The sequence below is a fragment of the Bradyrhizobium monzae genome (assembly GCF_021458635.1).
In the GTDB taxonomy this organism is placed as follows: Bacteria; Pseudomonadota; Alphaproteobacteria; order Rhizobiales; family Xanthobacteraceae; genus Bradyrhizobium.
This window is the reverse complement of sequence record NZ_JAIRDQ010000005.1, coordinates 163357-187048: the sequence shown is the minus strand read 5'-3', so window position 1 is coordinate 187048 and position 23692 is coordinate 163357. Positions and strand designations below refer to the sequence as shown.

General features: G+C 63.1%; 27 protein-coding genes. 14 read left to right on the top strand and 13 right to left on the bottom strand.

All coding sequences use genetic code 11. From position 1 onward, the window contains the following. Positions 1-580 precede the first annotated feature (580 nt). From K3F49_RS20200 to K3F49_RS20170, 7 genes are all read left to right on the top strand, one after another. Positions 581-4354 (top strand): vitamin B12-dependent ribonucleotide reductase, encoded by a 3774-nt coding sequence (locus tag K3F49_RS20200; protein WP_234682700.1) that lies wholly within the window; start codon positions 581-583, stop codon positions 4352-4354. A 598-nt stretch (positions 4355-4952) separates the two neighbouring features. Continuing rightward, the gene (locus K3F49_RS20195) at positions 4953-6032 is read left to right on the top strand and encodes a DUF2971 domain-containing protein (RefSeq protein WP_234682699.1); all 1080 of its coding nucleotides are present in this window, start codon (positions 4953-4955) and stop codon (positions 6030-6032) included. A 32-nt stretch (positions 6033-6064) separates the two neighbouring features. Then, positions 6065-6334, top strand: coding sequence for a DUF4160 domain-containing protein (locus K3F49_RS20190; RefSeq protein WP_234682698.1), 270 nt, complete (start codon positions 6065-6067; stop codon positions 6332-6334). Next, a complete protein-coding gene (locus K3F49_RS20185; RefSeq protein ID WP_234682697.1) occupies positions 6315-6563 on the top strand; it encodes a DUF2442 domain-containing protein in 249 nt (82 codons plus the stop codon). Before K3F49_RS20190 ends, K3F49_RS20185 begins: the two co-directional genes overlap by 20 nt. A gap of 340 nt (positions 6564-6903) precedes the next feature. Next, entirely contained in the window at positions 6904-7419 is a 516-nt protein-coding gene (locus K3F49_RS20180) for a ParB N-terminal domain-containing protein (protein ID WP_234682696.1), read from the top strand. Positions 7420-7554: 135 nt separating this feature from the next. Continuing rightward, a complete protein-coding gene (locus K3F49_RS20175; RefSeq protein WP_234683009.1) occupies positions 7555-8601 on the top strand; it encodes a hypothetical protein in 1047 nt (348 codons plus the stop codon). A 31-nt stretch (positions 8602-8632) separates the two neighbouring features. Then, positions 8633-9418: a transglycosylase SLT domain-containing protein gene (locus tag K3F49_RS20170; RefSeq protein ID WP_234682695.1), complete on the top strand. Its 786-nt coding sequence runs from the start codon at positions 8633-8635 to the stop codon at positions 9416-9418. Between the two features lie 45 nt (positions 9419-9463). Here K3F49_RS20170 and K3F49_RS20165 read toward each other — a convergent pair whose 3' ends face one another. The 3 genes from K3F49_RS20165 to K3F49_RS20155 form a co-directional block, all read right to left on the bottom strand. After that, entirely contained in the window at positions 9464-10462 is a 999-nt protein-coding gene (locus K3F49_RS20165) for an acyl-CoA desaturase (RefSeq protein WP_234682694.1), read from the bottom strand. A gap of 251 nt (positions 10463-10713) precedes the next feature. After that, positions 10714-10995 carry a hypothetical protein gene (locus tag K3F49_RS20160; RefSeq protein ID WP_234682693.1) on the bottom strand — a complete coding sequence of 94 codons (282 nt, stop codon included), beginning with the start codon at positions 10993-10995 and terminating at the stop codon, positions 10714-10716. Positions 10996-11098: 103 nt separating this feature from the next. Next, entirely contained in the window at positions 11099-11905 is an 807-nt protein-coding gene (locus K3F49_RS20155; protein ID WP_234682692.1) for an FkbM family methyltransferase, read from the bottom strand. A gap of 275 nt (positions 11906-12180) precedes the next feature. Between K3F49_RS20155 and K3F49_RS20150 the strand changes: the two genes are divergently transcribed. After that, a complete protein-coding gene (locus K3F49_RS20150) occupies positions 12181-12354 on the top strand; it encodes a hypothetical protein (protein WP_234682691.1) in 174 nt (57 codons plus the stop codon). Between the two features lie 44 nt (positions 12355-12398). Next, positions 12399-12749, top strand: a complete 351-nt coding sequence (locus tag K3F49_RS20145; RefSeq protein WP_234682690.1) for a zinc ribbon domain-containing protein YjdM — start codon at positions 12399-12401, stop codon at positions 12747-12749. A gap of 61 nt (positions 12750-12810) precedes the next feature. Here K3F49_RS20145 and K3F49_RS20140 read toward each other — a convergent pair whose 3' ends face one another. Then, positions 12811-13731, bottom strand: a complete 921-nt coding sequence (locus K3F49_RS20140) for a DMT family transporter (protein ID WP_234682689.1) — start codon at positions 13729-13731, stop codon at positions 12811-12813. A gap of 199 nt (positions 13732-13930) precedes the next feature. On the opposite strand from K3F49_RS20140, the gene K3F49_RS20135 reads away from it, so the two are divergent. Then, positions 13931-14128, top strand: a complete 198-nt coding sequence (locus tag K3F49_RS20135) for a helix-turn-helix domain-containing protein (protein WP_346657331.1) — start codon at positions 13931-13933, stop codon at positions 14126-14128. Here K3F49_RS20135 and K3F49_RS20130 read toward each other — a convergent pair. The 3 genes from K3F49_RS20130 to K3F49_RS20120 form a co-directional block, all read right to left on the bottom strand. Beyond that, complete coding sequence (locus tag K3F49_RS20130) at positions 14095-14241, bottom strand: hypothetical protein (protein WP_234682688.1); 147 nt, start codon at positions 14239-14241, stop codon at positions 14095-14097. The two genes, K3F49_RS20135 and K3F49_RS20130, sit on opposite strands and share 34 nt — an antisense overlap. A gap of 324 nt (positions 14242-14565) precedes the next feature. Continuing rightward, on the bottom strand, positions 14566-14814 hold the full coding sequence (locus K3F49_RS20125; protein WP_234682687.1) for a hypothetical protein: 249 nt from the start codon (positions 14812-14814) through the stop codon (positions 14566-14568). Between the two features lie 182 nt (positions 14815-14996). Then, positions 14997-15167: a Flp family type IVb pilin gene (locus K3F49_RS20120; protein ID WP_452101112.1), complete on the bottom strand. Its 171-nt coding sequence runs from the start codon at positions 15165-15167 to the stop codon at positions 14997-14999. 306 nt (positions 15168-15473) lie between these two features. Here K3F49_RS20120 and K3F49_RS20115 point away from each other — a divergent pair, with 306 nt between their 5' ends. Next, entirely contained in the window at positions 15474-16814 is a 1341-nt protein-coding gene (locus K3F49_RS20115; RefSeq protein ID WP_234682686.1) for a hypothetical protein, read from the top strand. Between the two features lie 8 nt (positions 16815-16822). Here the strand turns inward: K3F49_RS20115 and pdxY are convergent, their stop codons facing one another. Beyond that, the gene (pdxY, locus tag K3F49_RS20110; protein WP_234682685.1) at positions 16823-17635 is read right to left on the bottom strand and encodes a pyridoxal kinase; all 813 of its coding nucleotides are present in this window, start codon (positions 17633-17635) and stop codon (positions 16823-16825) included. A 240-nt stretch (positions 17636-17875) separates the two neighbouring features. On the opposite strand from pdxY, the gene K3F49_RS20105 reads away from it, so the two are divergent. Continuing rightward, complete coding sequence (locus K3F49_RS20105) at positions 17876-18220, top strand: DMT family transporter (protein ID WP_234682684.1); 345 nt, start codon at positions 17876-17878, stop codon at positions 18218-18220. Then, the gene (locus K3F49_RS20100; protein WP_234682683.1) at positions 18220-18789 is read left to right on the top strand and encodes a TetR/AcrR family transcriptional regulator; all 570 of its coding nucleotides are present in this window, start codon (positions 18220-18222) and stop codon (positions 18787-18789) included. Before K3F49_RS20105 ends, K3F49_RS20100 begins: the two co-directional genes overlap by 1 nt. A gap of 11 nt (positions 18790-18800) precedes the next feature. Here the strand turns inward: K3F49_RS20100 and K3F49_RS20095 are convergent, their stop codons facing one another. From K3F49_RS20095 to K3F49_RS20075, 5 genes are all read right to left on the bottom strand, one after another. Next, the gene (locus K3F49_RS20095) at positions 18801-19118 is read right to left on the bottom strand and encodes a hypothetical protein (protein WP_452101111.1); all 318 of its coding nucleotides are present in this window, start codon (positions 19116-19118) and stop codon (positions 18801-18803) included. A gap of 85 nt (positions 19119-19203) precedes the next feature. Further along, positions 19204-19410, bottom strand: coding sequence for a hypothetical protein (locus K3F49_RS20090; RefSeq protein WP_234682681.1), 207 nt, complete (start codon positions 19408-19410; stop codon positions 19204-19206). A 241-nt stretch (positions 19411-19651) separates the two neighbouring features. Beyond that, positions 19652-19930, bottom strand: a complete 279-nt coding sequence (locus tag K3F49_RS20085) for a hypothetical protein (RefSeq protein WP_346657336.1) — start codon at positions 19928-19930, stop codon at positions 19652-19654. 169 nt (positions 19931-20099) lie between these two features. Next, the gene (locus K3F49_RS20080) at positions 20100-21056 is read right to left on the bottom strand and encodes an SH3 domain-containing protein (RefSeq protein WP_234682679.1); all 957 of its coding nucleotides are present in this window, start codon (positions 21054-21056) and stop codon (positions 20100-20102) included. A gap of 131 nt (positions 21057-21187) precedes the next feature. After that, positions 21188-23119 carry an FAD-binding monooxygenase gene (locus tag K3F49_RS20075; RefSeq protein ID WP_234682678.1) on the bottom strand — a complete coding sequence of 644 codons (1932 nt, stop codon included), beginning with the start codon at positions 23117-23119 and terminating at the stop codon, positions 21188-21190. A 103-nt stretch (positions 23120-23222) separates the two neighbouring features. On the opposite strand from K3F49_RS20075, the gene K3F49_RS20070 reads away from it, so the two are divergent. Further along, on the top strand, positions 23223-23681 hold the full coding sequence (locus tag K3F49_RS20070) for a MarR family winged helix-turn-helix transcriptional regulator (protein WP_234682677.1): 459 nt from the start codon (positions 23223-23225) through the stop codon (positions 23679-23681). Positions 23682-23692: the final 11 nt, after the last annotated feature.

Genomic DNA, 23692 nt, shown 5'->3' with positions numbered 1-23692 from the left:
AAATTTTTTCGGTTGGGAATCCCTGAGGACTCACTGATACTTGGCTCAACAACAGGTGAGGGCTTGCCCCCTGTTATCCCCCGCAATCCACCATATTTAGTATTTGATTCAGGAACTCGCACTAGTTCTTGACGGGCGCAACGGAGAGTCCTAGCTTTCGATCCGTTCGGCGCGAGTGAGTTTGCGTCCCGCCGGCACTCCCCCAAAGGGTCCGCTAAACTGCACTCCGCCAAGCCAGACGAAGGCAGCGGGATGAGGGCTTGTCTGCCCGCAGATCGCGGACTTTTCGGGCGCCAGAACGGGCCGGCAACAGGCTCGGATGGCATTGGTAGACGGTGTGACGGTGTGGGGCGTTTGAACGCATGTCGGGCTCGTCGCTTTGGGGCGGATGGGCCTGGGCATGCCGGCGGATGATCGGTGCGCGCATCGAGGAATCGCGTCGGGAGAAACTGGGCCGGATCCACCGGCTGAACTGCGGTGCCTTTGGGCCGATCGGGCCTGGGTGGAAACGCGAAATGAAATGTCGACCCGGATGCCTGAACCGAGGCAGCCCGGTCAAAGAATAGGACGGGGCAAGACCATGCGGATTGAGCGGCGCCACACCACTTCGGGACAGTCACCTTACGCCGGGATCGATTTCCGGCTGACCACGTCGGAGATCAGGAATCCCGACGGCTCGGTCGTGTTTAAAATGGACGGCGTCGAGGTCCCGACCGAATGGTCGCAGGTCGCCTCCGACGTGCTCGCCCAGAAGTATTTCCGCAAAGCCGGTGTCGCCGCGCGCCTGAAGAGGGTCGAGGAAGAGTCCGTCCCCTCCTTCCTGTGGCGCTCGGTGCCCGACACCGAGGCTCTCGCCCTCCTGCCCGAGAAAGAGCGTTTCGTCAGCGAGCTCAGCGCAAAACAGGTGTTCGACCGCCTCGCCGGCTGCTGGACCTATTGGGGCTGGAAGGGCAATTATTTCTCCTCCGACGAGGACGCCCAGACCTTCTACGACGAGCTCCGCTACATGCTCGCCATGCAGATGGTCGCGCCGAACTCGCCGCAATGGTTCAACACCGGTCTGCATTGGGCCTATGGCATCGACGGCCCCGGCCAGGGCCACTATTACGTCGACCCCTTCACCGGCAAGCTGACAAAGTCCAAGTCGGCCTACGAGCACCCGCAGCCGCACGCCTGCTTCATCCAGGGCGTCGGTGACGACCTCGTCAACGAGGGCGGCATCATGGACCTCTGGGTCCGCGAAGCCCGCCTGTTCAAATACGGCTCCGGCACCGGCTCCAACTTCTCGCGCCTGCGCGGCGAAGGCGAAAAGCTCTCCGGCGGCGGCCGCTCGTCCGGCCTGATGAGCTTCCTCAAGATCGGCGACCGCGCAGCCGGCGCGATCAAGTCGGGCGGCACCACGCGCCGCGCCGCCAAGATGGTCGTCGTCGACGTCGATCACCCCGATATCGAGACCTATATCGACTGGAAGGTGAAGGAGGAGCAGAAGGTCGCCGCCCTCGTCACGGGATCCAAGATCAACCAGAAGCACCTCAAGCTGGTGCTGAAGGCCTGCGTGAACTGCGAAGGCTCCGGCGACGACTGCTTCGACCCCGAGAAGAACCCTGCCCTCCGCCGCGAGATCAAGCTCGCGCGCCGCAGCCTCGTGCCTGACAATTACATCAAGCGCGTCATCCAGTTTGCAAAACAGGGCTACAAGGACATCCAGTTCGACACCTACGACACCGACTGGGATTCGGAAGCCTACCTCACCGTGTCCGGCCAGAACTCCAACAACTCGGTCTCGCTGAAAGACGATTTCCTCCGCGCTGTCGAAACCGACGGCGACTGGAATCTCGTCGGGCGCACCACGAAGAAGATCACCAAGACGCTGAAGGCGCGCGACCTCTGGGAAAAGATCGGCTACGCCGCCTGGGCGTCGGCCGACCCGGGCCTGCACTTCAACACCACCATGAACGACTGGCACACCTGCAAGGCGTCCGGCGACATCCGCGCGTCGAACCCCTGCTCCGAGTACATGTTCCTGGACGACACCGCCTGTAACCTGGCGTCCGCGAACCTGCTCACGTTCTACGACACAACGACAAAACAGTTCGACGTCGCCGGCTACGAGCACCTCTGCCAGCTCTGGACCATCGTGCTCGAAATCTCCGTCATGATGGCGCAGTTCCCCTCGCGCGCGATCGCCGAACTCTCCTACGAGTTCCGCACGCTCGGCCTCGGCTACGCCAACATCGGCGGTCTGCTGATGACCATGGGTCTCTCTTATGACTCCAAGGAAGGCCGCGCGCTCTGCGGCGCGCTGACCGCCGTGATGACCGGCATCACCTACAAGACCTCGGCCGAGATGGCGGCCGAGCTCGGCACCTTCCCCGGCTACAAGAAGAACGCCGCGCACATGCTGCGCGTCATCCGCAACCACCGCCGCGCCGCCCACGGCCAGTCCAACGGCTATGAGGCGCTCAGCGTCAACCCGGTGCCGCTCGACCTCGTCTCCTGCCCGCAAGGAGACATCGTCACGCGTGCGCAGGCGGCCTGGGATGCGGCGCTCGAACTCGGTGAGAAGCACGGCTATCGCAACGCCCAGACCACGGTGATCGCGCCGACCGGCACGATCGGCCTGGTCATGGATTGCGACACCACCGGCATCGAGCCGGACTTCGCGCTCGTGAAGTTCAAGAAGCTTGCCGGCGGCGGCTACTTCAAGATCATCAACCGCGCGGTCCCTGCGGCGCTGCGCGCGCTCGGCTATCGCGAGAGCGAGATTGCGGAGATCGAAGCCTACGCCGTCGGCCACGGCTCGCTGTCCAACGCCCCCGGCATCAATGCCTCGACGCTGAAAGCCAAGGGCTTCACCGACGAAGCCATCGCCAAGGTCGAAAAGGCGCTTCCGACTGCCTTCGACATCAAGTTCGCCTTCAACAAGTGGACCTTTGGCGAAGACTTCATCCGCGACCAGCTCGGCATCGGTGCCGAGGCGATCGCAGCCCCCGGCTTCGACCTGCTCCAGGCCGTGGGCTTCACCAAGCGCGAGATCGAGGCGGCCAACGTCCACATCTGCGGCGCGATGACTGTCGAAGGTGCGCCGCACCTGAAGGCCGAGCACTACTCCGTGTTCGACTGCGCCAATCCCTGCGGCAAAATTGGAAAACGCTATCTGTCGGTCGAGAGCCACATCCGCATGATGGCGGCGGCGCAGCCCTTCATCTCGGGTGCGATCTCCAAGACCATCAACATGCCGAACGACGCCACGGTGGAGGACTGCAAGTCCGCCTACATGCTGTCGTGGAAGCTGGCCTTGAAAGCCAACGCGCTCTATCGCGACGGCTCGAAGCTCTCCCAGCCGCTCAACTCGCAGCTCATCAGCGACGACGAGGACGAGGACGATGCGGTCGAGGCGCTCTACGAGAAGCCGATGGCGGCGCGTGCCACCCAGGTCTCGGAGAAGATCGTCGAGAAGCTGGTCGAGCGCATCATCGTGATGCGCGAGCGCGAGAAGATGCCGGATCGCCGCAAGGGCTACACCCAGAAGGCGGTCGTCGGCGGCCACAAGGTCTATCTCCGGACCGGCGAATATGACGACGGCCGTCTCGGCGAGATCTTCATCGACATGCACAAGGAAGGTGCCGCGCTTCGCTCCTTCATCAACAACTTCGCCATCGCTGTCTCGCTGGGCCTCCAGTACGGCGTGCCGCTGGACGAATATGTCGACGCCTTCACCTTCACCCGCTTCGAACCAGCGGGCCCCGTGCAGGGCAACGACAGCATCAAGTACGCGACCTCGATCCTCGACTACGTCTTCCGCGAGCTGGCGGTGAGCTACATGTCGCGCTTCGATCTCGCCCATGTCGATCCGACCGAGTCGAATTTCGACGCGCTCGGCAAGGGCGTCGAAGAAGGCAAGGAGCCGGAGGAGCCGAACCACCAGGCGACCAGGCTGGTCTCGCGCGGCCTCACCCGCTCCCGCACCGACAATCTGGTGGTGATGCGCGGCGGCTCCGCGGCCATTGCCTCCGGCAGCGACAACGCGCCCGCCGGCGGCAACAAGGTCACCTCGCTCGCCTCCCACGGCGCCACCGCCCGCGGCGCGGGCGATACCCTGGAAGGCGCCGTCGCCCTGAAGCAGGAAGCCAGCCACGACCTCTCCCCCACGGAGAAGCTCGAGGCCCTGCAGTGGAGCAAGGCCGGCAGCGCCGCGCAGACCGCCGTGCCCAGCAAGGCCGAGCGCCGCGCGGAAGCCAAGGCCAAGGGCTACGAAGGCGAGATGTGCAGCGAGTGCGGCAACTTCACGCTGGTGCGCAACGGCACGTGCATGAAGTGCGATACTTGCGGCAGCACGACGGGGTGTTCGTGAGCGTTCGATACGACGTGAGGAGATAGGAACACAGAACTGCGACCCCAAACGAAACTGCCTTCGCAAAGCAGCCATTCGAATGGATACGTCGCATCCCGAGACCCGACCCGCCGCTAAAGTCTGGTAGATATGAGCTTCCAGAGATATAGCGGCGCCCCTCGGGGCGGCTCGGGGCTACCGATGACGGTTCTAGAACGTCGGAGGTGGGCCGATGCACCTGTGAACGACGGCTTATTCGTTCGATGGGACGTGAGACGCAACCCAAACGGATTGCGCCGGCGTGATCCGAGGGCATTCCAATGCGAAAACCTCAGATCATCATCGAAGTCAGGGTGAATGTTGCGCTGTGCCTCTTCGGAGTCGCAGCGATCATCAAAGCCCTGATGTAAAGATAGAAGCAGAAGTCCACTCATGGACTTCTGCTTCTTTATTTTAAGTTTGTTTTGAGCTCTGACGGGCGAAACGATGCTTGTAGAGGCCGCGGCGAAAGCGATCGGCTTCGCAGGGGCGCAATCTGACCCAATTGTTGCGGGGCGCCTGTCATTCGGTTGCGCCATACTCTCACTCGGCTCACAGGTTGCGTAAACTGCGGGGAACAATGCGCAAGAATAGAAAAAAGCGAGCAGGCTCAAATCGGTCGGCTCAACAAACGCCCCCACGCAACAAGGCCTATTTCGAGCAGCCGCCACAGCGAACACGAGACGACAGTTTCTCGCTTTTCCACTACACCACGCCTTCAGGCCTGATCGGCATCATTGAGACAAAATCTCTTTGGGCCACACATGCTAGTTTTCTGAACGATACGACGGAATGCCAACTGCTCAGTCGCCTTTTGACGCCGCAAATTGAGGCCGATTTCAGAAAGCTCGTTCCTAAGTTGATGGAATGCGGTGCCTTTCGGCCAGAGATTCAATACGCCTTGCGAGGCGACGCATTGACTACCGAGGCGGAGAAAGCAACTTCAGCCATCCTAAGGGCTGTTGATCGTACCTCACCGATTCACATTACGTCGTTCTGCCGGCACGCGGTGGGCGCACCAGAGTGTGATCACGGGCTGCTAAGTCAGTGGCGCGGCTACGCCAAAGGAGGCTTTGCAATCGAATTTGATGAAAGCCAACTGGACGACTTAATTCTGGAGGAGACAAACGCCCACTCGTATCAGGGCCTCATAACCAGGCAGGTCGAATACCATGATCATCGGAAGGCCGCAAAGATCGACCGGTTCGAAGGTTTGGCTGCAGCCACATTAAAAGTTGGCTTTCGGGAGAACACTCCAAATCTAGCTGCGCGGCCGGAAGTCAGCCAGCTTCTCGGAGACCGTGACCTCGAATCCTATATTCGGGCCTTTGTCGAAGCGGTACCGTTTTTGAAGAGCCCACGCTTCGCCGAAGAGAACGAATACCGCATCGTTGCGCTCCCAACGCGATCGGCGAAGCTCGTCGCCAGCATTCGCGACAAGCGCCCCTGGAAGGAGATTTCCTTTCGCGAGGGATGGGGCGGCACCATGGTCCCGTTCGTGCGACTATTCAAGGATCTCAAAAATCCTCTACCCATCAAGAAGGTCATCGTCGGCCCACATCGCGATCAAGAAAATCAGATGCTTGCGGCCAAAATATTGTTGGAGAAGCACGGGTTTGATGTTCAGGTCGTAAAATCGGATACGGCTCTCAGAAGCTAGCTCGTAGGATGGGTTGAGCCCTTGCGAAACCCATGCTGTTTCCGCGCGGAGGAACCTTTGATGGGTTTCGCTTTCGTTCTACCCATCCTACGAGCTTCTTCTCAAACGAAGGCCAGCCACCCGAGCCGCCGCATATCCACGTCAAAGGCGGCGGCCGGGATGCCAAGATCTGGCTTGAGCCGGGCATATCAATAGCCGACAGTTATGGCTTCAATCCGCGGGAACTTTCGAATATCCTGCGCGTGGTGGAAGACAACCGCGATCTTCTTCTGAAGGCTTGGCATGACCATTTCGGCAATTAGCGTCCGCTTCGACGAACACACGATGTGGGTCGAACTGTCCGATGGAAGGACACTCGGGATCCCGCTCGCGTGGTTTCCGCGCCTGCTGCATGCAACGCCAGATGAACGCGAGCAAGTCGAACTCAGCCGCGTCGGCCTGCACTGGGAAGCGTTGGACGAAGATATCTCCGTTGCTGGCCTGCTCGCAGGACGCGGCGACGTAACGCGCTCCACGGAGCACGCAGCCTAGGCGGCCGATCCGCCCCACGGGCGCTTCCCCGCGAAGCTGGAATTGCGGCGCTGGACTGCACCCTTGAAGTGAGACACGATAATTTCAGCTCGTAGGATGGGTAGAGCTGCAGCGAAACCCATCAACCGCAACCACAGGACGATGATGGGTTTCGCAAGGGCTCAAGCCATCCTACGAGCTGTCACCGGAATCGTGCGGCCATAATCGCAGTTTGGTTCCGGCTTCAATGCTCATCGATACCCCACCGCCGAAATTGCCTTTGCGCTCGCTCCCTTCCCTCCTAAACTCCCAACCCAACCGGCATGGGTTCCGACGGGCCCGGTAGAAGCGGAGTCGAGTTATGCCCAAACCGGAAAGCTTCCCGATCGAGAAGATCTTCGTTCCCACGAAGCAGAAGAAGGCTATCAAGCCCGAGACCGTCGGGGAGATCGCGGAGAGCATTCTGGACATCGGACAACAGGCTCCCATTTCGGTTCGGCTCGACGGAGACCGCCTCGTTCTGGTCGAGGGACTGCATCGGCTCGAAGCCTGCAAGGCGCTCGGCGAGACAACTATTGTCGGTGTCCTGGTCCCGGCCGAGCTTGCTCAACCCAAGCCGCTGCTCGCCGAACGACCCGAAGTCGAGGCAGAGCGCATCAAGATGGCGCGATTGAAACAGTTGCGCCTCGAGAAGGAAGCCGCAGAGGCATCGACGGCTGCCTTGAAGAGCGTCAACGCAACGGAAGCGCCGCGCGCCCGTCCGACGAAAGGCGTCCGCGACAATCTGAAGGCATCACCGGGCCGGACTGCGAAATCGGCACCGAGAACATTGTCGGACTGGATCACGCAGCAAAAGGGCAGCGGCGGCCGCTATTGATTGCCGGCTGCAAATTCCGGAGACAGTGCACCGAGGCCGCCACAATTTCTCCTTCGCACGCGCGTTGTGTTGGACGGTGGCGAGGCCTATCATTCCTGCGATCGGACTGCCGCCCTCCCATTAGCGCCCGACTGGATGGAGCGTGCATCGGTGCCTGAAGCGGACGACTCCAAACCTGATACCGGCAAGCCTGATGCCGCCAAACCTGATGCCGCCAAACCTGATGCCCTCAAGGCGGACGAGGTCCGCGCCGATGGCGGGTTGGCGCGGGCCTATGACCAGATCAAGAGCGCGGAGCAAGATCTTGCGCGGCTGGACCGGCTGGTTTCCGGAATGGAACACGGCAACGATCGTCCGCGGGTCTCGCAGGCAAGTGCCGGCGCGAAGGCGGCCAAGACTCCCGAGGACGAGACTCCCAAGGACAACGCGCCGGCGCCGGGTAGCCAAGTGCGCAATGAAGGCCTGCGGGGAGATCGGCCCATGCTACGCGCTTTGGTTATCCTCGTGCTGGCGATCGGCCTTCTCGGTGCCGCCTTCGCTTCGCAATATCGCGATGAGGCCAAGTCAATCAGCAAGTCGATCATGGCGCGATGGGCTCCGCCGGCCGCCAGTCAGCCACCACGAGCCTCCGCGGTCGAAAGTCCGGCGCAACCGCCGGCGGTGCAACTTGCTGCTGCCGATGAGTCAACGCCGGTGCCCGCGCCGCCGCCCAGCAAGGAAACGGAAATCGCTCCAAAAGCTGACGCTCCAAGAACTGCTGATGCGCCAAAAACCGGCGCCCAAGCCCCTGACCCGTCATCGTCCGACCTCGCGCAATCGCTCAAGACCATCACCAGCGAGCTTGCGAGCATCAACGGAAAGCTCGAGCAACTGAAGAGCCGCAGCGAGCAGACGCTGCGCGAGCAGGCCGACGCCATTCAACAGCTCAAGGCGGCGCAGGAGAAGGATGCGGCGGACAATGCGCGCCTCGCCGCGCAGGTCCAGGCGCTGCAAACGCAACTGACGGCTCCATCGGCGTCTGCATCCGCGAAACCCGTCGTGCGGAGCGCGGTGAGCAACGACACGGCTGCGCCCGCACGGCCGCACGTGCAAGCGGCCGCACCCCGACGGCCCAGGCCTCCGCCGCGAGGACCCTGGATGCCGCCGCCCTATATGGATCCTTACGGCGACCCGGATTGGTGAGCTCGCAGAAGTCACGCTCCCCCCAAGACCCATGCCAAGCAAACGCAAGCGCCTCCTCCCCCGCCTTCGCAGCATCCGGCGGGCACGAAAGACGTTTGCGCGGGCGCCGCGGATGGTTCGGATCGTGGGCAGCATAGCGGTGTTGCTCGCGATCGTCGTGCTGGTGAACATCGCCTATCAATTGATCCGCAAGCCAACCGAGCTCTTCGTCTTTGCCGGCAACACTCTCGACAAGGAGCCGGCCGAGACCTGGCGCCAATACGGCCCCCTCTTCCGCACCTATTCCACCGCGACGGTCACGCCCGAATTGCTGGCCGCACTGGCGCAGGTCGAGAGTTCAGGCAATCCGGTGGCCCGCACCTATTGGCGCTGGCGATGGAGCTTCAATCCCCTCGCGATCTACCGGCCCGCCTCCAGCGCCGTCGGCCTCTTCCAGATGACCGATCCGGCCCTCACCGAGGCCGCGCGGTTCTGTGTCCGCGACAACGCGGTCACGGCGTCAGGCTGCGGGTTCAGGGGCCTCTACCCGCGCGCGATCCCGAGCCACGCTGTCGAGCTGGCATCGGTGTATCTGGACCGCCAAGTGGCCCTGGTTCTCGACCTCGCCGGCGACGTGAAGGCGAGCGCGCGCGAGAGGCAGGATCTCGCCGCCTTCATCCATCTCTGCGGCGCGGGTCCGGCCACGGCCTATGCGCGCCGCAAGTTTCAGATGATCGCGGCCGAGCGCTGCGGCGATCACCTCGTCGCGGCGTATGTCGCGAAGGTCAACGCGATGAAGCCGCAGTTTCAGCGCCTTGCGGCGGAGGACGACAAGTAGTGTCGTAGGATGGGTGGAGCACTTGCGAAACCCATCCGACAAGCTTCAGACCGTCGCTTCCGTATCCGGCATTGCACTCTTGCCGTCGCCCACACCTCGCTGCCGGCTGCCGGCCGAAAAGATGTCGTGGACGAGGCCGAGTTTCCCGAGCCCGAGAATGATCAGGCCGTTGATGTCGATCTCGTACCAGGCGTGCGAGAGGTAGGCATCGCGCGGAAAGCGGTGATGGTTGTTGTGCAGCCCTTCGCCGAAAGTGAGGATCGTGGTCACCAGCTCGTTGGTCGTGCCGTCGTTGAGCTCATAGCGGCGATAGCCATAGCGGCCGTCGCTATGGCAGACCGAGTTGACCAGTGACGTCGCCATGGTCATGAGGTAGCTGCGGAACAGGCCGGAGAACAGCACGCAGCTGATCATCGTGTGCACGCCGCCAAAGGCGTAGCCGATGCCGCCGGGAATGATGATCGCCGACAGCGCGTACCAGTACCAGCGCGTCCTGGTGAAGAACATGGCGATCGGGTCGGCCAGAATGTCCCTGGCATAGTATTCGGAATCGGTGGTCGCCTGATCCCACACCCAGCCGCCTTGCGCATGCCCCATCCCCTTGGCGAAGGAGCCAATGCGGTTGCCGTCGCCGTCATAGTAAGGGCTGTGGACGTCGCCGGGCTTGTCGGAGTGAAGATGGTGCCGCCGGTGGTTGCTCACCCATTTCAGGATCGAGCCCTGCACCGCCATCGTGGCGATCGCAGCGAGGATCGTCCGCATCACCGGACCGGCCCGATAACTCCGATGCACGAAGTAGCGGTGCATGAAGCCGATCCCCATCGTGGTCAGCATGAACATGCCGGCGAAGACCGAAACCTCCACCCGCCCGATGCCTTGCCAGAAGGCCCAGATCAGCGCGCCGATCGAGCCCAAAATCATCAGGGCGAACGAGATGTAGGAATCGCGAAATTTTGCGTCGACCACCGGGCCGTCGACCAGCACGCCGGGCGGCATTTTCGGGGCCGGAGAGTCCTCCGACGCCACGCGCTCAATTACGGTCATTCCAGCCGGTCCATTCCCTAGAAAATCTCGTCATCTGCAACGTACGGTATCGACGGGGGTCATTTCTAGCAAGGCCGGGGAAGCGTGGAGCCGGAACACAGGTTAACGGCAAATAGCGCGTCAGTGAAGGTGCCGTAGGGTGGGCAAAGACGCAGAGCGCCGTGCCCACGAGCCAGTTCTACGGCCGGGAATGGTGGGCACGCTTCTGCTTTGCCCACCCTACGAGAGCCGATCGTTCCGAGAGCCGGGCTCTACCACCAATACGGCCAGCGCCACCCCTCATAACGAACATAGGACGGCACGAACGGCGGGCCGTAGGCATCCACCCGGTCGTCTTCGGGTCGATAGCGATAGCGCGGAACAACATTGTAATCCCACGGCGTCGGCCGGAGCACGGGCGCCGTGACGACGAGCCTTTCTTGCGGGGCGCGAACGACAACGGCCTTCCTCGCCCTGGCCTCAGCGCCTGACATTCCGAGGCTGCACAGCACTACGGCCGTTCCGAGCGCACATGCGACTGTCCTGATCTTCATGCGTTGGTCTCCTTGCCCGGGAAGAGTGCAAAAGGACGCAAAGCAAGGCAAGCGAATTTCGATCACGACTTGGTAGCGGCGTAGCCCGTAGCAGCCGTTCGGCCTAGGCCGCCCTTTGCGGCGCGTTGATATCCTTTAGGCTCTGATCGCTTTGATGGATGGCGAGAATATTGATGCCGAGAGCGAAGGCCTTGTAGCCGTTGTCGGCGAGCCATCGCTCGAGTTGCGGGATGTCCGTCTTGATCTTTTCAATCAGCAGGATCGGGTGGTTCTTGTTGATGGTGTCCCGGGCCCCGCTGAGGGCTTCCATCTCCATACCTTCGATGTCGATCTTGATGAAATCGACCCGCGGCAGATTGAGCTCGTCCAGCGTCATCTTCCGGACGACGACGGTGTTGTCGGCGTAATTGATGGGCTGGCCGATGAATTCGTTGTTCGGGCGCTGCTGCAGTTCCAGGCTGCCGAAGCTCGACGGCGTGAAGTAGTCCGGATTTGGAATTGGCAGCGTGCCGGATTCAGACGACACGGCCGCATGCACGGCGAGCGCATTGAAGCAATTGTTGATCGCGATGTTGCCGGCCAGCGCATAGTAGATTCGCTCCTGCGCCTCGATCGCGATCACCGAGCCCCAGCCGGTCATCGCCGAAGCCCATTCGATGGTGTGAACGCCGATATTGGCGCCGCAGTCGATCGCGATCACGCCGTCCCCGTGGTGCTTGCGCCGCAAGGCCAGCAGCTCGAGCGCGATCTTGACTTCGCCGGGATCGAAAGCGGCCGCGTTGAGGATCTGAAATCCCACGCCATAGCCGCGGTCGGGGGCGACCATGCGATAATCGAAACGATTGACGATCATCGTTCCATGGCTGGACGAGGCCATGACAAAGGCCAGCTTTTGCCCCGCGATCGGCATTGTCGAATCTCCCCCTCAGAGTAGCTGCCTCTATCCCAACGCCAGCTTATGCGGAGCTTGTCCTGATCCCCTGGGATGGCAGAGCGGTCGCATTTGAAAGTGATTTCCCTGCGGCCATATGCGATCGCCCCCAAAGAGCGACCCGGCGCGGTCGATTGCCTTTCGGGCTCAGGTGTGGTCCACCAGCGCATCGGCCAGACCGGGCGCGATCAGCACGGCGAGGCCGACGTACACTCGAACGTTGCGCGAGAGCGCAATCTCCGGGAGGGATCACCATGAACGGCAATCGGTATTATGGCGTCCGCGTCGAGGGCGCGAAATACGGTGTGGGCTTCGGCTCGGCGCTCGCCGTCGCGATCTCCTACACCAACAACCACTCGATCCCATGGGCGATCATCCACGGGATCTTGGGTTGGCTCTACGTGATCTTCGTCGCGTTGTTTCGCTGACGCCCCGCCACTGTCCCTGCTTAGCTCCGAGATCGAGACCCATCATGACCGACGCCACCAAATGCCCCAACTGTCAGTCGGAGCACGCCTATCAGGATCGCGGCCTCTGGATCTGCCCGGAATGCGCCCATGAATGGAGCGCTGCGGGCGATGCGGCCGCACAAGCACCGCAGGAGGCAGGTGTGCGCGATGCCCATGGCAATGTGCTCACTGACGGCGACAGCGTCATCGTGATGAAGGACCTCAAGGTCAAGGGCTCATCGTCGGTCGTCAAAGGCGGCACCAAGGTGCGCAATATCCGTCTCCAGGACGCGACCGACGGCCACAACATCGCCTGCAAGATCGACGGCATCGGCGCCATGAACCTCAAGTCGGAGTTCGTTAAGAAGGCATGAGTTTCCGGGCGGATGCGGCTCCTGCAGCCCGCCGGCAAAGAGCGGTTCGTCGCAGCGCGCTTTATCGCTGCCTTTGCGCGAGGTAGAATCCGCACAGCACCGTGACGAGGCCGGCGGCCTGCAGCGCCGTCGGCGGCTCGCCGAGCAGCAGCCATCCCGTGAGCAGCGTCAGCGCCGGCACACAGGCCGGAAACACGGCCGCACGCGCAACGCCGAGGCGCTGCACCGAGACGGCAAACAGATAGAGCGCGGCAGGACCTGCGAGCACGCCCTGCGCCAGCGCCTGGATCGCGTTCTCGGTGACGCCGAGCGCGGCAACGTGGGCGAGACCGACGGTCGCGATGTAGATCGGCAGCAGCAGCAGCGACAGCACGTTGATGACGAGCGCGGCCGACACCGCCGAGACGCGCCAGTGCCGCAGCAGCGCGCCGAAGCCTGCGAACATCAGGCCGGTCAGCACGAAGATCAGATCGCCCTGGACGCCGTCGACGCCGATATGGCCGATCGATTCCGCGCCGATCACGCCGAGCCCGCCGACGATGACGATCGCGCCGGCAACGCGCGAGGCGGAGATCCGCTCCTTCAGGAACAGAGCGGCCAGCAACAAGCCGCCGAGCGTCGCACACGAAGGCTGGATCACGCTGCCATGGCCGAGCGGAACGAACTGGAACCCGGTGTAGGAGATCAATGACATCACGGGGCCGCCGAGCACCATCAGCGCAAGACCCCTCGCCCAGCCGATGCCGCAGAGGTCGGAGATGCCGGCGCGCCACACCAGCGGCAGGAAGGCGATGCCCGACCAGACGTAGCGATGCACCAGGAGATCGACTGGCGTGAAACCGACCTTGAGGCCGTGCCGCGTGCCGGCAAAGCCGAGCGCCCAGAACAGCGCGGCCAACAGCCCGCAAACGACGCCGAGAAGCGCCTGCGTCGCATCGTTCGTTTGAGTGAGAGCGTCAGCGCCGCTCGTTCGCTGATCCATGGCCCAAGCCATATGTCAGTGCGCAGGTCGGCTCAACCCGCGCGGTTGCAGGGCTGGCACGCGATGCGACCTTTAGGCCGCATCGAAAGCTGCGGCTCGCCGCAATCGGACTCGGTCATCCCAGCAGCACTTCCGCGCAGATGCGCATCGCGCGCGCGATGAAGCTCATCAATGAAGGTGCGCTCGACGAGGACTCGGGGTGACGCCCGCAACGCGGCTCGGCATCTCATCGCGCCATCTGGCGCCGCTGTTCGAACGCCATGTTGGCGCGACGCCACAGCAGCTTGCGAAGACGCTTCGCGTCCGGCGCGCCAAGCGCCTGCTCGATGCCGGCGAGCACACCAGTGCCGAGGGTCTAATCGCTCAGAAGAAGCCGGGGCTGAGATCGAGCCCATAAGTCAGGCTCAGCACGAACACGAACAGCGCGGCGGCTGCGAACATTGCGAGATTCCGGACGATGAATTCGCGCGGCGAATTGGCGACAACAACGGCTTTTTGCGCAACAGGCATGACGGGCTCCATTATGAAAACGATTCTTGGCCGCCAATATGCGGCGCCCGCATCAAGCGCTGCGATCTGCAAAACAAGTATTAAGGAGATCACACTCGTTTTGAACGCCGGTACACAAGTCGCGCGTTGCGAGGAGTTTTTCCGCCGAAGGATTCTCAGGCAGCGCATCAACACGCGATAGGAGATGAAAAGCGCCCACGGCGTGATCGATCAATTCACCGCGATGACATGACGGCCGCAGACAAAATAAATGGCCGGGACGAGCCCGGCCATGACGTCGTGAAGGTTTTGGTACCGGGCTCCCGGCCCAGCGCAATGCCGGTCTTAGCGGGCGGAGCCCACGGTCGCAGTCTTCAGCTTGCGCGGCGTCAGCACGGCGGCCTGAAGCGCCGTCACGCTGGTGGCGGGCGCCGCCACCTGCTGCTCGACATGGGCGGCGCCGAGCACGCGAACCTGCATGGGCGAGGCCGGAATGCCGTTGACCTCATAGGCCGGCAGCTCGGCGGCAAAGGTGGCAGTCGTGCCCACGAGAGTGAGGACGGCGACTGCGATCGACAAAGTTTTCTTGTTCATGGTGATGCTCCAAAGAGAAGTTCGGAGCACATGTAAGTCCAATTTGCTGCATTGCGATATGCGTTGTTGCAACGCAATATCGCACGCTGTGCATAGCAATTTGGTCAACGCGCCGGACGCCTTGGGCAAATCGCCTCGCCCGTTGCTGCGCTTTCAGCGGAAGAATCGCAAACAGGAGGCCCCTACTTCAAAGCGGTCGCCAATGCTTGCAGCTTTGCGACGAGATTGGTGCCGAGTGCATAAATGACTTCAATAATCGCGAGCGCAATGCCCGCTGCGATCAGGCCGTATTCGATTGCTGTGGCACCGGATTCATCAGCCACGAACTCAACCAACGAGCGTTTCAATTTCACAAGCATATCCTTCCCAGATGCACCGGACGTTGCCGGCACGCGAGCAATGCACTTCCACAATCCAAGATTGAGTAAATCGGGATAGCTCAATTTGATGGACATACGAAGGCGAATTTGCCTGCTTTTCCTGCCCATGGACGCCGGAAGCCACGCGGGAACCAAAGTTGCATTCCAGCAACACTCGCGTGAAAAGCCGTTTTGAGGGGATTTGCGCCGTTGCACCGCCACATCGTTCCCCGAACAATTGACGCGCCGCGTGCTTGGCTGTGCAATCTGGTTCGCTGACGAACCTTGGAGGCAGGGATCATGAATGATCGGCGGTCTCTTCTTGTGGCGGTCTCGTGCCCCTCGGCCGTGATGGCCGGCTGGCTGGCGCTCTCCCTCTCCGCCTACGCGCCTGCCTTGATCGAGAACAGCGGCGCCAATGTAGCCGCCGTCTCCCACGCCAAAGATCTTACCCATCTCGAGCTTGCCGACATCCCGCGCGCGGCGACGATCGATGATGGCATCGCCCTGACCGCCGACATCGCCGCCGCCGCGGCTGCAACACCGAGCGTGGCACTAGTCGAAGCACCGCCGCCCGAGACGCCCGCTCCCGCCGTGCAACTCGCCTCGGCCGACCCAACTGACATGGTTGCGGCCTCCTCACCCGCGCCACAGATCGCACCTGAACCGGCTCCGGTCGCAGGCGAGGCCGCCGCCGTTATCAGCGAAGCTGCCCCCGTCGCGAGCGAGGCTGAGCCCGCGCCGGAGCCCACCGTCAAGCTTGCATCGGCCGATCCCGGCGACGTCGTGCCGTCGGAGGCTCTGTCACCCGCGGCGATCGCGAGCGGGCCCGTGGCGGAAAGCAAGGCGTCGCCGCCTGCCGATACCGTGGCCGTGCTCGACGAATGCTTCGTCATGGATGCCTGCATCGATCGCTATCTCTGGGCGCTCTATCAGCGCACGCCGAAGGAAGACTCGATCAAGGTCGAGGACCGCCGCGCCGTCACCATCAAGCGCAGGGGCAAGAAGGTCACGGTGATGCGCAGCTTCACCAAGCTCGTCGACGAGGATTTTGCCTGGAAGGATCCGAAGGCGGCTGAGCACGCCAAGATGGCGCTGATGGATTACGTCATCGGCGGTATGGACAAGAGCTTCAAGCAGAAGCTGTTTCGCACGCTGCTCGCGGCCGAAGCTGCCGGTCTCTCGCCGGGAATCACCAGCGCATTCCGTGACGACTATCGCCAGGAAATCGCGAGTGGCCTGAAGGCCGCCTCCAACCGCTCCTATCACGGCGGCAGCCTTCGCGGCGGCTACGGTCACGGCATGGCAGCCGACATCGTCAGCACCAAGGGCGACAACCGCGCACAGCGCTGGGTCTCGACCGAGGTGTTGTGGAAGTGGGTTGACACCAACGGCAAGGCGCTCGGCATCGGCAGGCCCTATCTCGGCCGCGATCCGCCGCATGTCGGCGCGATTGACGGTGCGGAATATATCTCGAAGCGCGGCGTTGCGACCGACCGCAAGGAAGCTGCCAACACCAAACCAAAGAAGGCGCGCGCTTTGGCCCGCGCCAGGCTGCCGAAGGCCCAGGCGGCGCGGGAGCAGAAGAGCCCCGCAAAGCCGCAGAAATCGGCACAATCCGCCGCGAAGCGAACGACCTGAGCCGTCGCTCAGTTTCCTGAGGCCGGCAAGGGCACGAGACGCATCTCTTCCGATCCTGCGGCTTGCGTGCGAACGAGCACGGCAAAGATGGTCTCGACTGCAAGCCGCACCGCCGCCTCGATTGCCGTGCCCTTGGCGAGGTGCGCCGCGATCAGGCCGGTGAGGAGATCGCCGGTGCCGTAGGGCCGGATCGGCAATCGCGGCGTCGCAAAGCGCGATAATTGCCCGTCAGCACACAGGATCGTCTCCACCTGCCCCACAGACGTGTCGGCGAGCGTGCAGCCGGTGACAACGACGTCGATCCGGCGTTGTCCCGTAATTGCAGCCGCTGCAGCACGCAGGCCGTCCGTGTCTGCGATCTTGACCCCGGAGAGCAGCTCGAGCTCGAACTGGTTCGGCGTGATCAAATGTGCGGCCGGCAACAAGCGGTGCCGCACCACGTCCAAAATGCCGTCGGCGACATACACGCGGCCGTCGTCGCCGATGACGGGATCGCAGAGATAAACCAGCTTCGAATTGCGCGACAGCGCCCGCTCGACAAAATCGGCGATGACGACGGCGTTGTCGGGCGAGCCGAGATAGCCGGTGACGAGCACGGCCGCCTCATCGACAAGGTCCCGCTCCTCGACACCTCGCAGCAGATCGGCGATGAGCTCGGCGTCGAGTACGCGACCCCGCAAGGTCGGATAGCGCGGATGGTTCGACAGCAGCGTCGTCGGCACTGCGGCGACGTTGACGCCCTCCGCCTGCATGGCGTGGACGGCAGCGCTGTTGCCGACATGGCCGTGAACCACCTGGCTTTGAATCGAGATGACGAGCATGCAGAGGTCCGTAGGATCAAAAACTCGATGTGGCAAGCGTAGCCCGGATCACGAAACGTCGTACCCGAGTCCCGGTCGCAGCGCCTGCATCTTCCGCGCCAGTCTCGGCCCCTGAGGTCGTCAGCCCCCTGTCGCAGGCTCGTCACTCACACGTGATACTTGCTCCCGACAAAAGCCATGTTGCGCGTGGTAAACATACCTACCGCGCGGTATCTTTCGTGCGCCACGCTCGAGATCGCCATGACGTCCGCTTTCACCTCCTATGCCGCGCTTGCCCTCGCCATCGTGTTCGAGGTGACGGCGTCCGCCTTCCTGCAGCAGTCCGCGCAATTCACCCGGCCCTGGCCGACGCTGGCGATGGTGCTGTTCTACGTCGCCTCGTTCTACGCGCTGTCGGTCGCGATCCGTGTCATTCCCTTGAGCATCGCCTATGCGATCTGGGGCGGGGTCGGCATCATCCTGACTGCCACCGTCTCCTTCGTGATGTTCCGCCAGATGCTCGACGCCGCAGCCTTCGTCGGTATCGCCCTGATCGTTTCCGGGGTCGTGGTCATCAACCTGTTCTCGCAGACGACGGCGCATTGATGCCGGCGAGTGCCTATACGCGCGCCAAGCAGCCCGAGCAGGTGCGGCGCGCCCTGCTCGACCACGCCGCAGCGATTGCCATGGACCACGGCGTTTCCGGCGTCACGGTGCAGGCCGTGGCGGCGGCGGCCGGCGTCACCAAGGGCGGGCTGTTTCATCATTTCGGGAGCAAGCAGGCGCTGATCGAGGGCCTGTTCGCCGATCTGCTCGCCCGCGTCGATGCCGAGATCGACGCGGCGATCGAGGCGGATCCGAAGCCACGCGGCAGTTTTACGCGCGCCTATGTCAACGCGGTGTTCACCGGCAGGGCGTTTGGCTTCGCCACGCCCTGGGCCGCGCTGAGCATGGTGGTCGTCACCGATCCGTCGCTGCGCAAGCTCTGGAACGACTGGATGAAGGCGCGCCTGAAACGCCACGGCGCCACCGATGCGGCGCCAGAGCTTCAGATCGTGCGTCTGGCCGCAGACGGCGCCTGGCTGTCCTTCGTCACGACGGGACAGACGCGCATGAATGCCGATTTACGCGCCGTGCACGACCGCCTGATCGCACAAACCTCTCGGCGCGGGTAGCCGGGCGACGACTACTGGCTCTGCGCCGGCTTAGGCGGACGCGGCTTGGATCGGGGTGACTTTGCGCCAGACTTCGCCGGAGCACCTGGCGGCGGCGTATCGACCGACACCAGATAGGCCGCGAGCGCCTTGGCGGTGTCGGGGCCGGCCGAATAATGGTCCTGCAGGAACCAGGACAGGGTGAGGGTGTAGCGCCCTTTCGCAAGCCCCCGCGGGCTGCGATGGCAGGCAGTGCAACCGTCGGCGAACAGCTTTTCGGGCGATTTGCCGGCGTCGAGATTCTGCGCGGACGCAAGCGGTGCCGTCAGCACGATCGCGGCCGCGGCCATGGTCCCGAGAATCACCAGAGGCGCGACCAACTCGTGCCCCGGTCGAATGAGCGATCTCAATGCCGTCCCCTGGACCGTCCCGCGATCACGCCGCCAGCAACTGATCGAACTCCGGCGGTGCATAGGCCTTGCCGTCCTGATCGGTGATGACGACCCGCCATCCTTCGCTCGCCCAAACCTTCGCCTTCGCCACGATGAGCAACCGGCTCTCACGGGCAAAACTGTACTTCTCATTGTCGCGTTCTGCGATCATTTTATAGGCCAATGCTTGTCCCCTTGCGCTGCCCTGCACCCGCTCTCCTCGTGGCAGCGGGCTTTGGCGGCAATTCGCCGGGAGCGTGGCAATTTGGTGCCGTCCGCGGCAGCATTGTGCGCCGGCACCGGTTCCAGCCGAGCGACGGAGCCAATACACCGCATCATCAATGAGATTCTGCTTGCCGGGAGCTTGTTCGCCGCCCTGCCCGGATAGAGGCGTCAGCCGGGCGCCGGCCCATCGCCGCCGCGACGGAACCGATAATGCCGAGCCGATCCGCTCAGTGCACGCGGATGACGTGTGGACGTCCGAGATCGATCAGACCCTGCACAGCCGATAAACGGTCGTCCAGGGCAGCAATGGTGAGCAACAAATTGTTGCGACGCTCGTCCAGCATCCCCATTTCGGCGCCGGAGAGCTTCGTGCTCGTCCGCTCCTTGTGGATGCCGTCAAGGGATTTGCGCAAGCCGGCAATCAGCCCGGCCAGTTGCTTCGCCTCTTTGGTCATCGACCGCTTCGCGACATTTTGGCGGCGCGTCTCCGCCTGACTTTGTCTCATCTTCATCCTCCCGTGCCCCGCTGCCCCGAGTGGATGCTTACAGCTTTGAGTACACATATTACGATCGATGAAATCTGGCCGCGAAGAACCTTCTTAAATTGTACGTGCACGGAACCGTGGCAACCCAAGCAAAAGCCCGGCGCGCAGGCCGGGCTTTCGTTGAGCAATGCTAGTGCTTCTGCGGGCCGCCGTGGGGAGCCGCATTGACGTGCGGAGCGCCTCCGCCTCCGCCGGGATGCGGCATCGCAGGTGCAGCCGCACGCGGTGCCGGCATCTGCGCATGAGCATTCATCGGCGCACCATGGCTGACGTTCGGCTGAGCCATATGCGGCATCGCGGGCCGGGCTGCCGGCGCAGCCGACATGCGCGGCGCTTCATGTGCGCGCGCCATCGGCTGCGCGCGCACGGCGGCGCGGCTTGCCGCCTGTTCGTGCATCATCCGCGCCTGCGCATCACGGGCATTGCGGCCGTGCACCGCGGTCCGCTCGTTGACGAAACGCTGGCTCCGTTCGGCACGATTCCGATCGACACCAACCGCAGCGTCGCGCTTTGCGATGGTCGCATCATGCCGCGCCGTCGCGGCGTCACGGCCGGAGACTGCGACATTGCCCTTGACGGTCTCCTTGGCATGCGCGTCGCGACCCAGCGCGACCGCAGCGTCACGCGTCGCTGCACGTCCGATGCGAGCGGCGCGCGGATCGATCGTCATTCGCGTCGCGATGCGCTCATGCGAGGTCCAGTAGTTGTTCCAGTAGGCGTGGCGGCGATACCAGGGGCGCCCCTCGTAGTAGCTCGACCAGTACGAGCTCAACACGAACGGGACGACGGGCACGTCGACCTCGTCGGCATAGTCGGGCAGATAGACGTAGTGATTGCGGTAGAGATATTCGAGATATTGCGACGACACCCAGCCACGGTCGTCGGAGAAGCTCACGTCGCACCAGGCATTGCCGCGCAGGCAACCATGGATGTTGACGCGGGCGCCCTCGGGGACGCGGTCGACAAGGGGAAAGCCCGCCCCCGGCCCGGCACGCAGACCGGTCGAGACGGTGACGATGCCCGGCGCGGCCAATGCAGCCGTCGGCGCGAGCAGCAATGCGGCAACTAAAGCGGTTCTCAATCTCATGGCGTAGTCCTCCTCTGAGAGGCGGAACGCGCGAATGGAATGAAGCGTTCCGCGCGCAAATGTCGCATCAGCCAAAAGATTGAGAGGCGCGCCGCGTACGCAGTTCAATATTCATCCGCCGTTCATCGGCGCTACGCGTTTCGCCTCACCTGCAACATGAAGGCGTCGAAATACGCGGCGAGCGCCGTGAAATCATTGAGCGGCAGCACCTGTGCAACGTATTGATCGGGGCGCACCACGACCATGCAGCCGACCTTCCGATCGATGCCGCGCGTCGTGAAAACGTCGTACCCGCCTTTGAGGTCCGGACAAAACATCTTTTCGTAGTCGAGCAAGCCATAGCGCCCTTTGCGCGGCAGCAGCAGCGTTGGCATCGCCTCGATCGCGAGCGCGCGATGGTCCTGCTGAAACACCGCACGCAGATCGAGCACGGAATCGATGTCGGCGCCGGCTGGCGTGTATCGCCTGAGCGGCGATTCTCCGGCTTCGGCGAGGAAATTGCACAGCGCACGAATGGCGGAACCGGCAGCGGCCGGATCTTCGGCGCCGGAGAACGCATAGAGGCGAAAACGGCCATCAGCCTGCGCCGCGTGGCCGAGATGAACAGGTTTCGCATCCCCGAGCCGTATGACAGGCGCGGAATGGAAGCGCCTACCGATGACGAGGCCTTGCGCGAGATGCTGATGCGAGGTTGCGCCGGTGAGGATCGACGGCGTGTAGTGCGTCGCCGTGCCCGCGGTGTAGCGGCCGTGCCTGACAAAATAGTCCTGCGTCTTGGCGGCATCGGCACCGCCGGCCTTGGCCGCGGAAGCGAGAATCCCGGCCCATTCACGATCGAAATCGATCAGCTCCTTGGCGACCGCCTGCCGTTCGGCGGAATAGGAATGCAGCAGGCTCGGTGCACTTTGTTTCCGCAGAACGGCGGCGAGCTTCCAGCCGAGGTTGAAGGCGTCCTGCATCGAGACATTCATGCCCTGCCCGGCCTTCGGGCTATGGGTATGGCAGGCATCGCCGGCAATGAAGATCCGTGGCAGGCGCGTCTCGGTCTCGGCCTCCGGCACGTCGTCGAACTTGTCGGTCAGGCGCTGGCCGATCTCGTAGACCGACCACCAGGCGATCTCCTTCACCTCGAGCGTATGCGGCTTCAGGATCCGCTGTGCTTTCGCAATCACGTCATCAGCGGTGATGTTGCGGTTGGCCACGCGCTCGCCAACGTCGAGTTTTGCCAGCTCGACGTAGAGGCGGACCATGTAGCCGCCTTCGCGCGGAATGATGAGAAGACTGCCGTCCTTTGCCGACTGGATCAGGGCCTTGAAGCGGATGTCAGGGAAATCGGTCACCGCCAGCACGTCCATCACGCCCCAGGCGTGGTTGGCGGAATCGCCATGCAGCTCGCGGCCGATTGATTTGCGCACCGTGCTGCGCGCGCCATCGCAACCGACGACGTAGCGTGCCCTGATGGTCTCGACCGTACCCTCGTTCGCAGCATCGACGCGTTCGAGGCGTACAGTCACGGCGTGGTCATCGCGACCTGCGGCCGGATCGATCGCGAGGTCGAGCAGGCGCCGGCTGTAATGCGGTTCGAGCTTCGCCTGTGATTTGCGCATCACGTCGAGAAAGCCGTCATGGATCCGCGCCTGGTTGAGGATGACGTGCGGGAATTCCGACAGCCCATCTTCGACATCCTGCACACGGCCGCTGCGGACGATATTCTCCCGCACGTTCTCGTCCGGCTTCCAGAACGTCGTCTCGTTGACCCAATAAGCCTCCTTCAGCACGCGCTCACTGAACCCGTAGGCGTGGAACATCTCCATGGTGCGGCAGGCGATGCCGTCGGCCTGGCCGACTGCGAGCCGGCCCGGCTTCTGCTCGACGATGCAGGTCTTGATGTCCGGGAATTGCGCGAGCTGGGCCGCGAGCGTCAGGCCCGCAGGGCCACAACCGACGATGAGGACATCGACTTCGTCGGGAACGTTGCCTAGGGCACCCGAAGCCTGAATGCGTTCGGCTGGATCGGCAATCTCGGGATCGCCAGGCTGGAATCCATTGAGATGGAATTGCATGAGCACCTCTCCCGTTGACGTCTCGTTGGATATTGCTCAGTATGCTGACTATCAGTATACTTGTCAACGATCGTCCACCGTCCCTGCCCTCACGGAGAATTCGGTGAAAGACAACAACGACATGCCCGGCCATCTGGCGCGCCGGTTCCAGCAGATCGCGGTCGCCGTGTTTCTGGCCGAGGTCGGCGACGCCGGCTTCGACCTCACCCCGGTGCAGTACGCAGCGCTTGCGACCATCAAGGCCAATCCGGGGCTCGACCAGGTCACGCTCGCGGGACTGATCGCCTATGACCGGACCACCATCACCGGCGTGATCGATCGCCTCGTGCAAAAGGGCCTCATTGAGCGCCGCGCCTCAAGCCGCGACCGCCGCGCCCGCGAGCTCGAGATCACCGACGAGGGCCGCCGCACGCTGCGCAAGATCACGCCCGCGGTCGAGGCTGCCCAGCAGATCATGCTGCGCGGCCTCAGCGCGAAGGAAGGCGAGGATTTGATGCGGCTCTTGCGCAAGGCCATCGCCGCGGGCAACGAACTCAGCCGCGCTCCCTTGCGCGAGGCCTGAAGCGTTTTCGA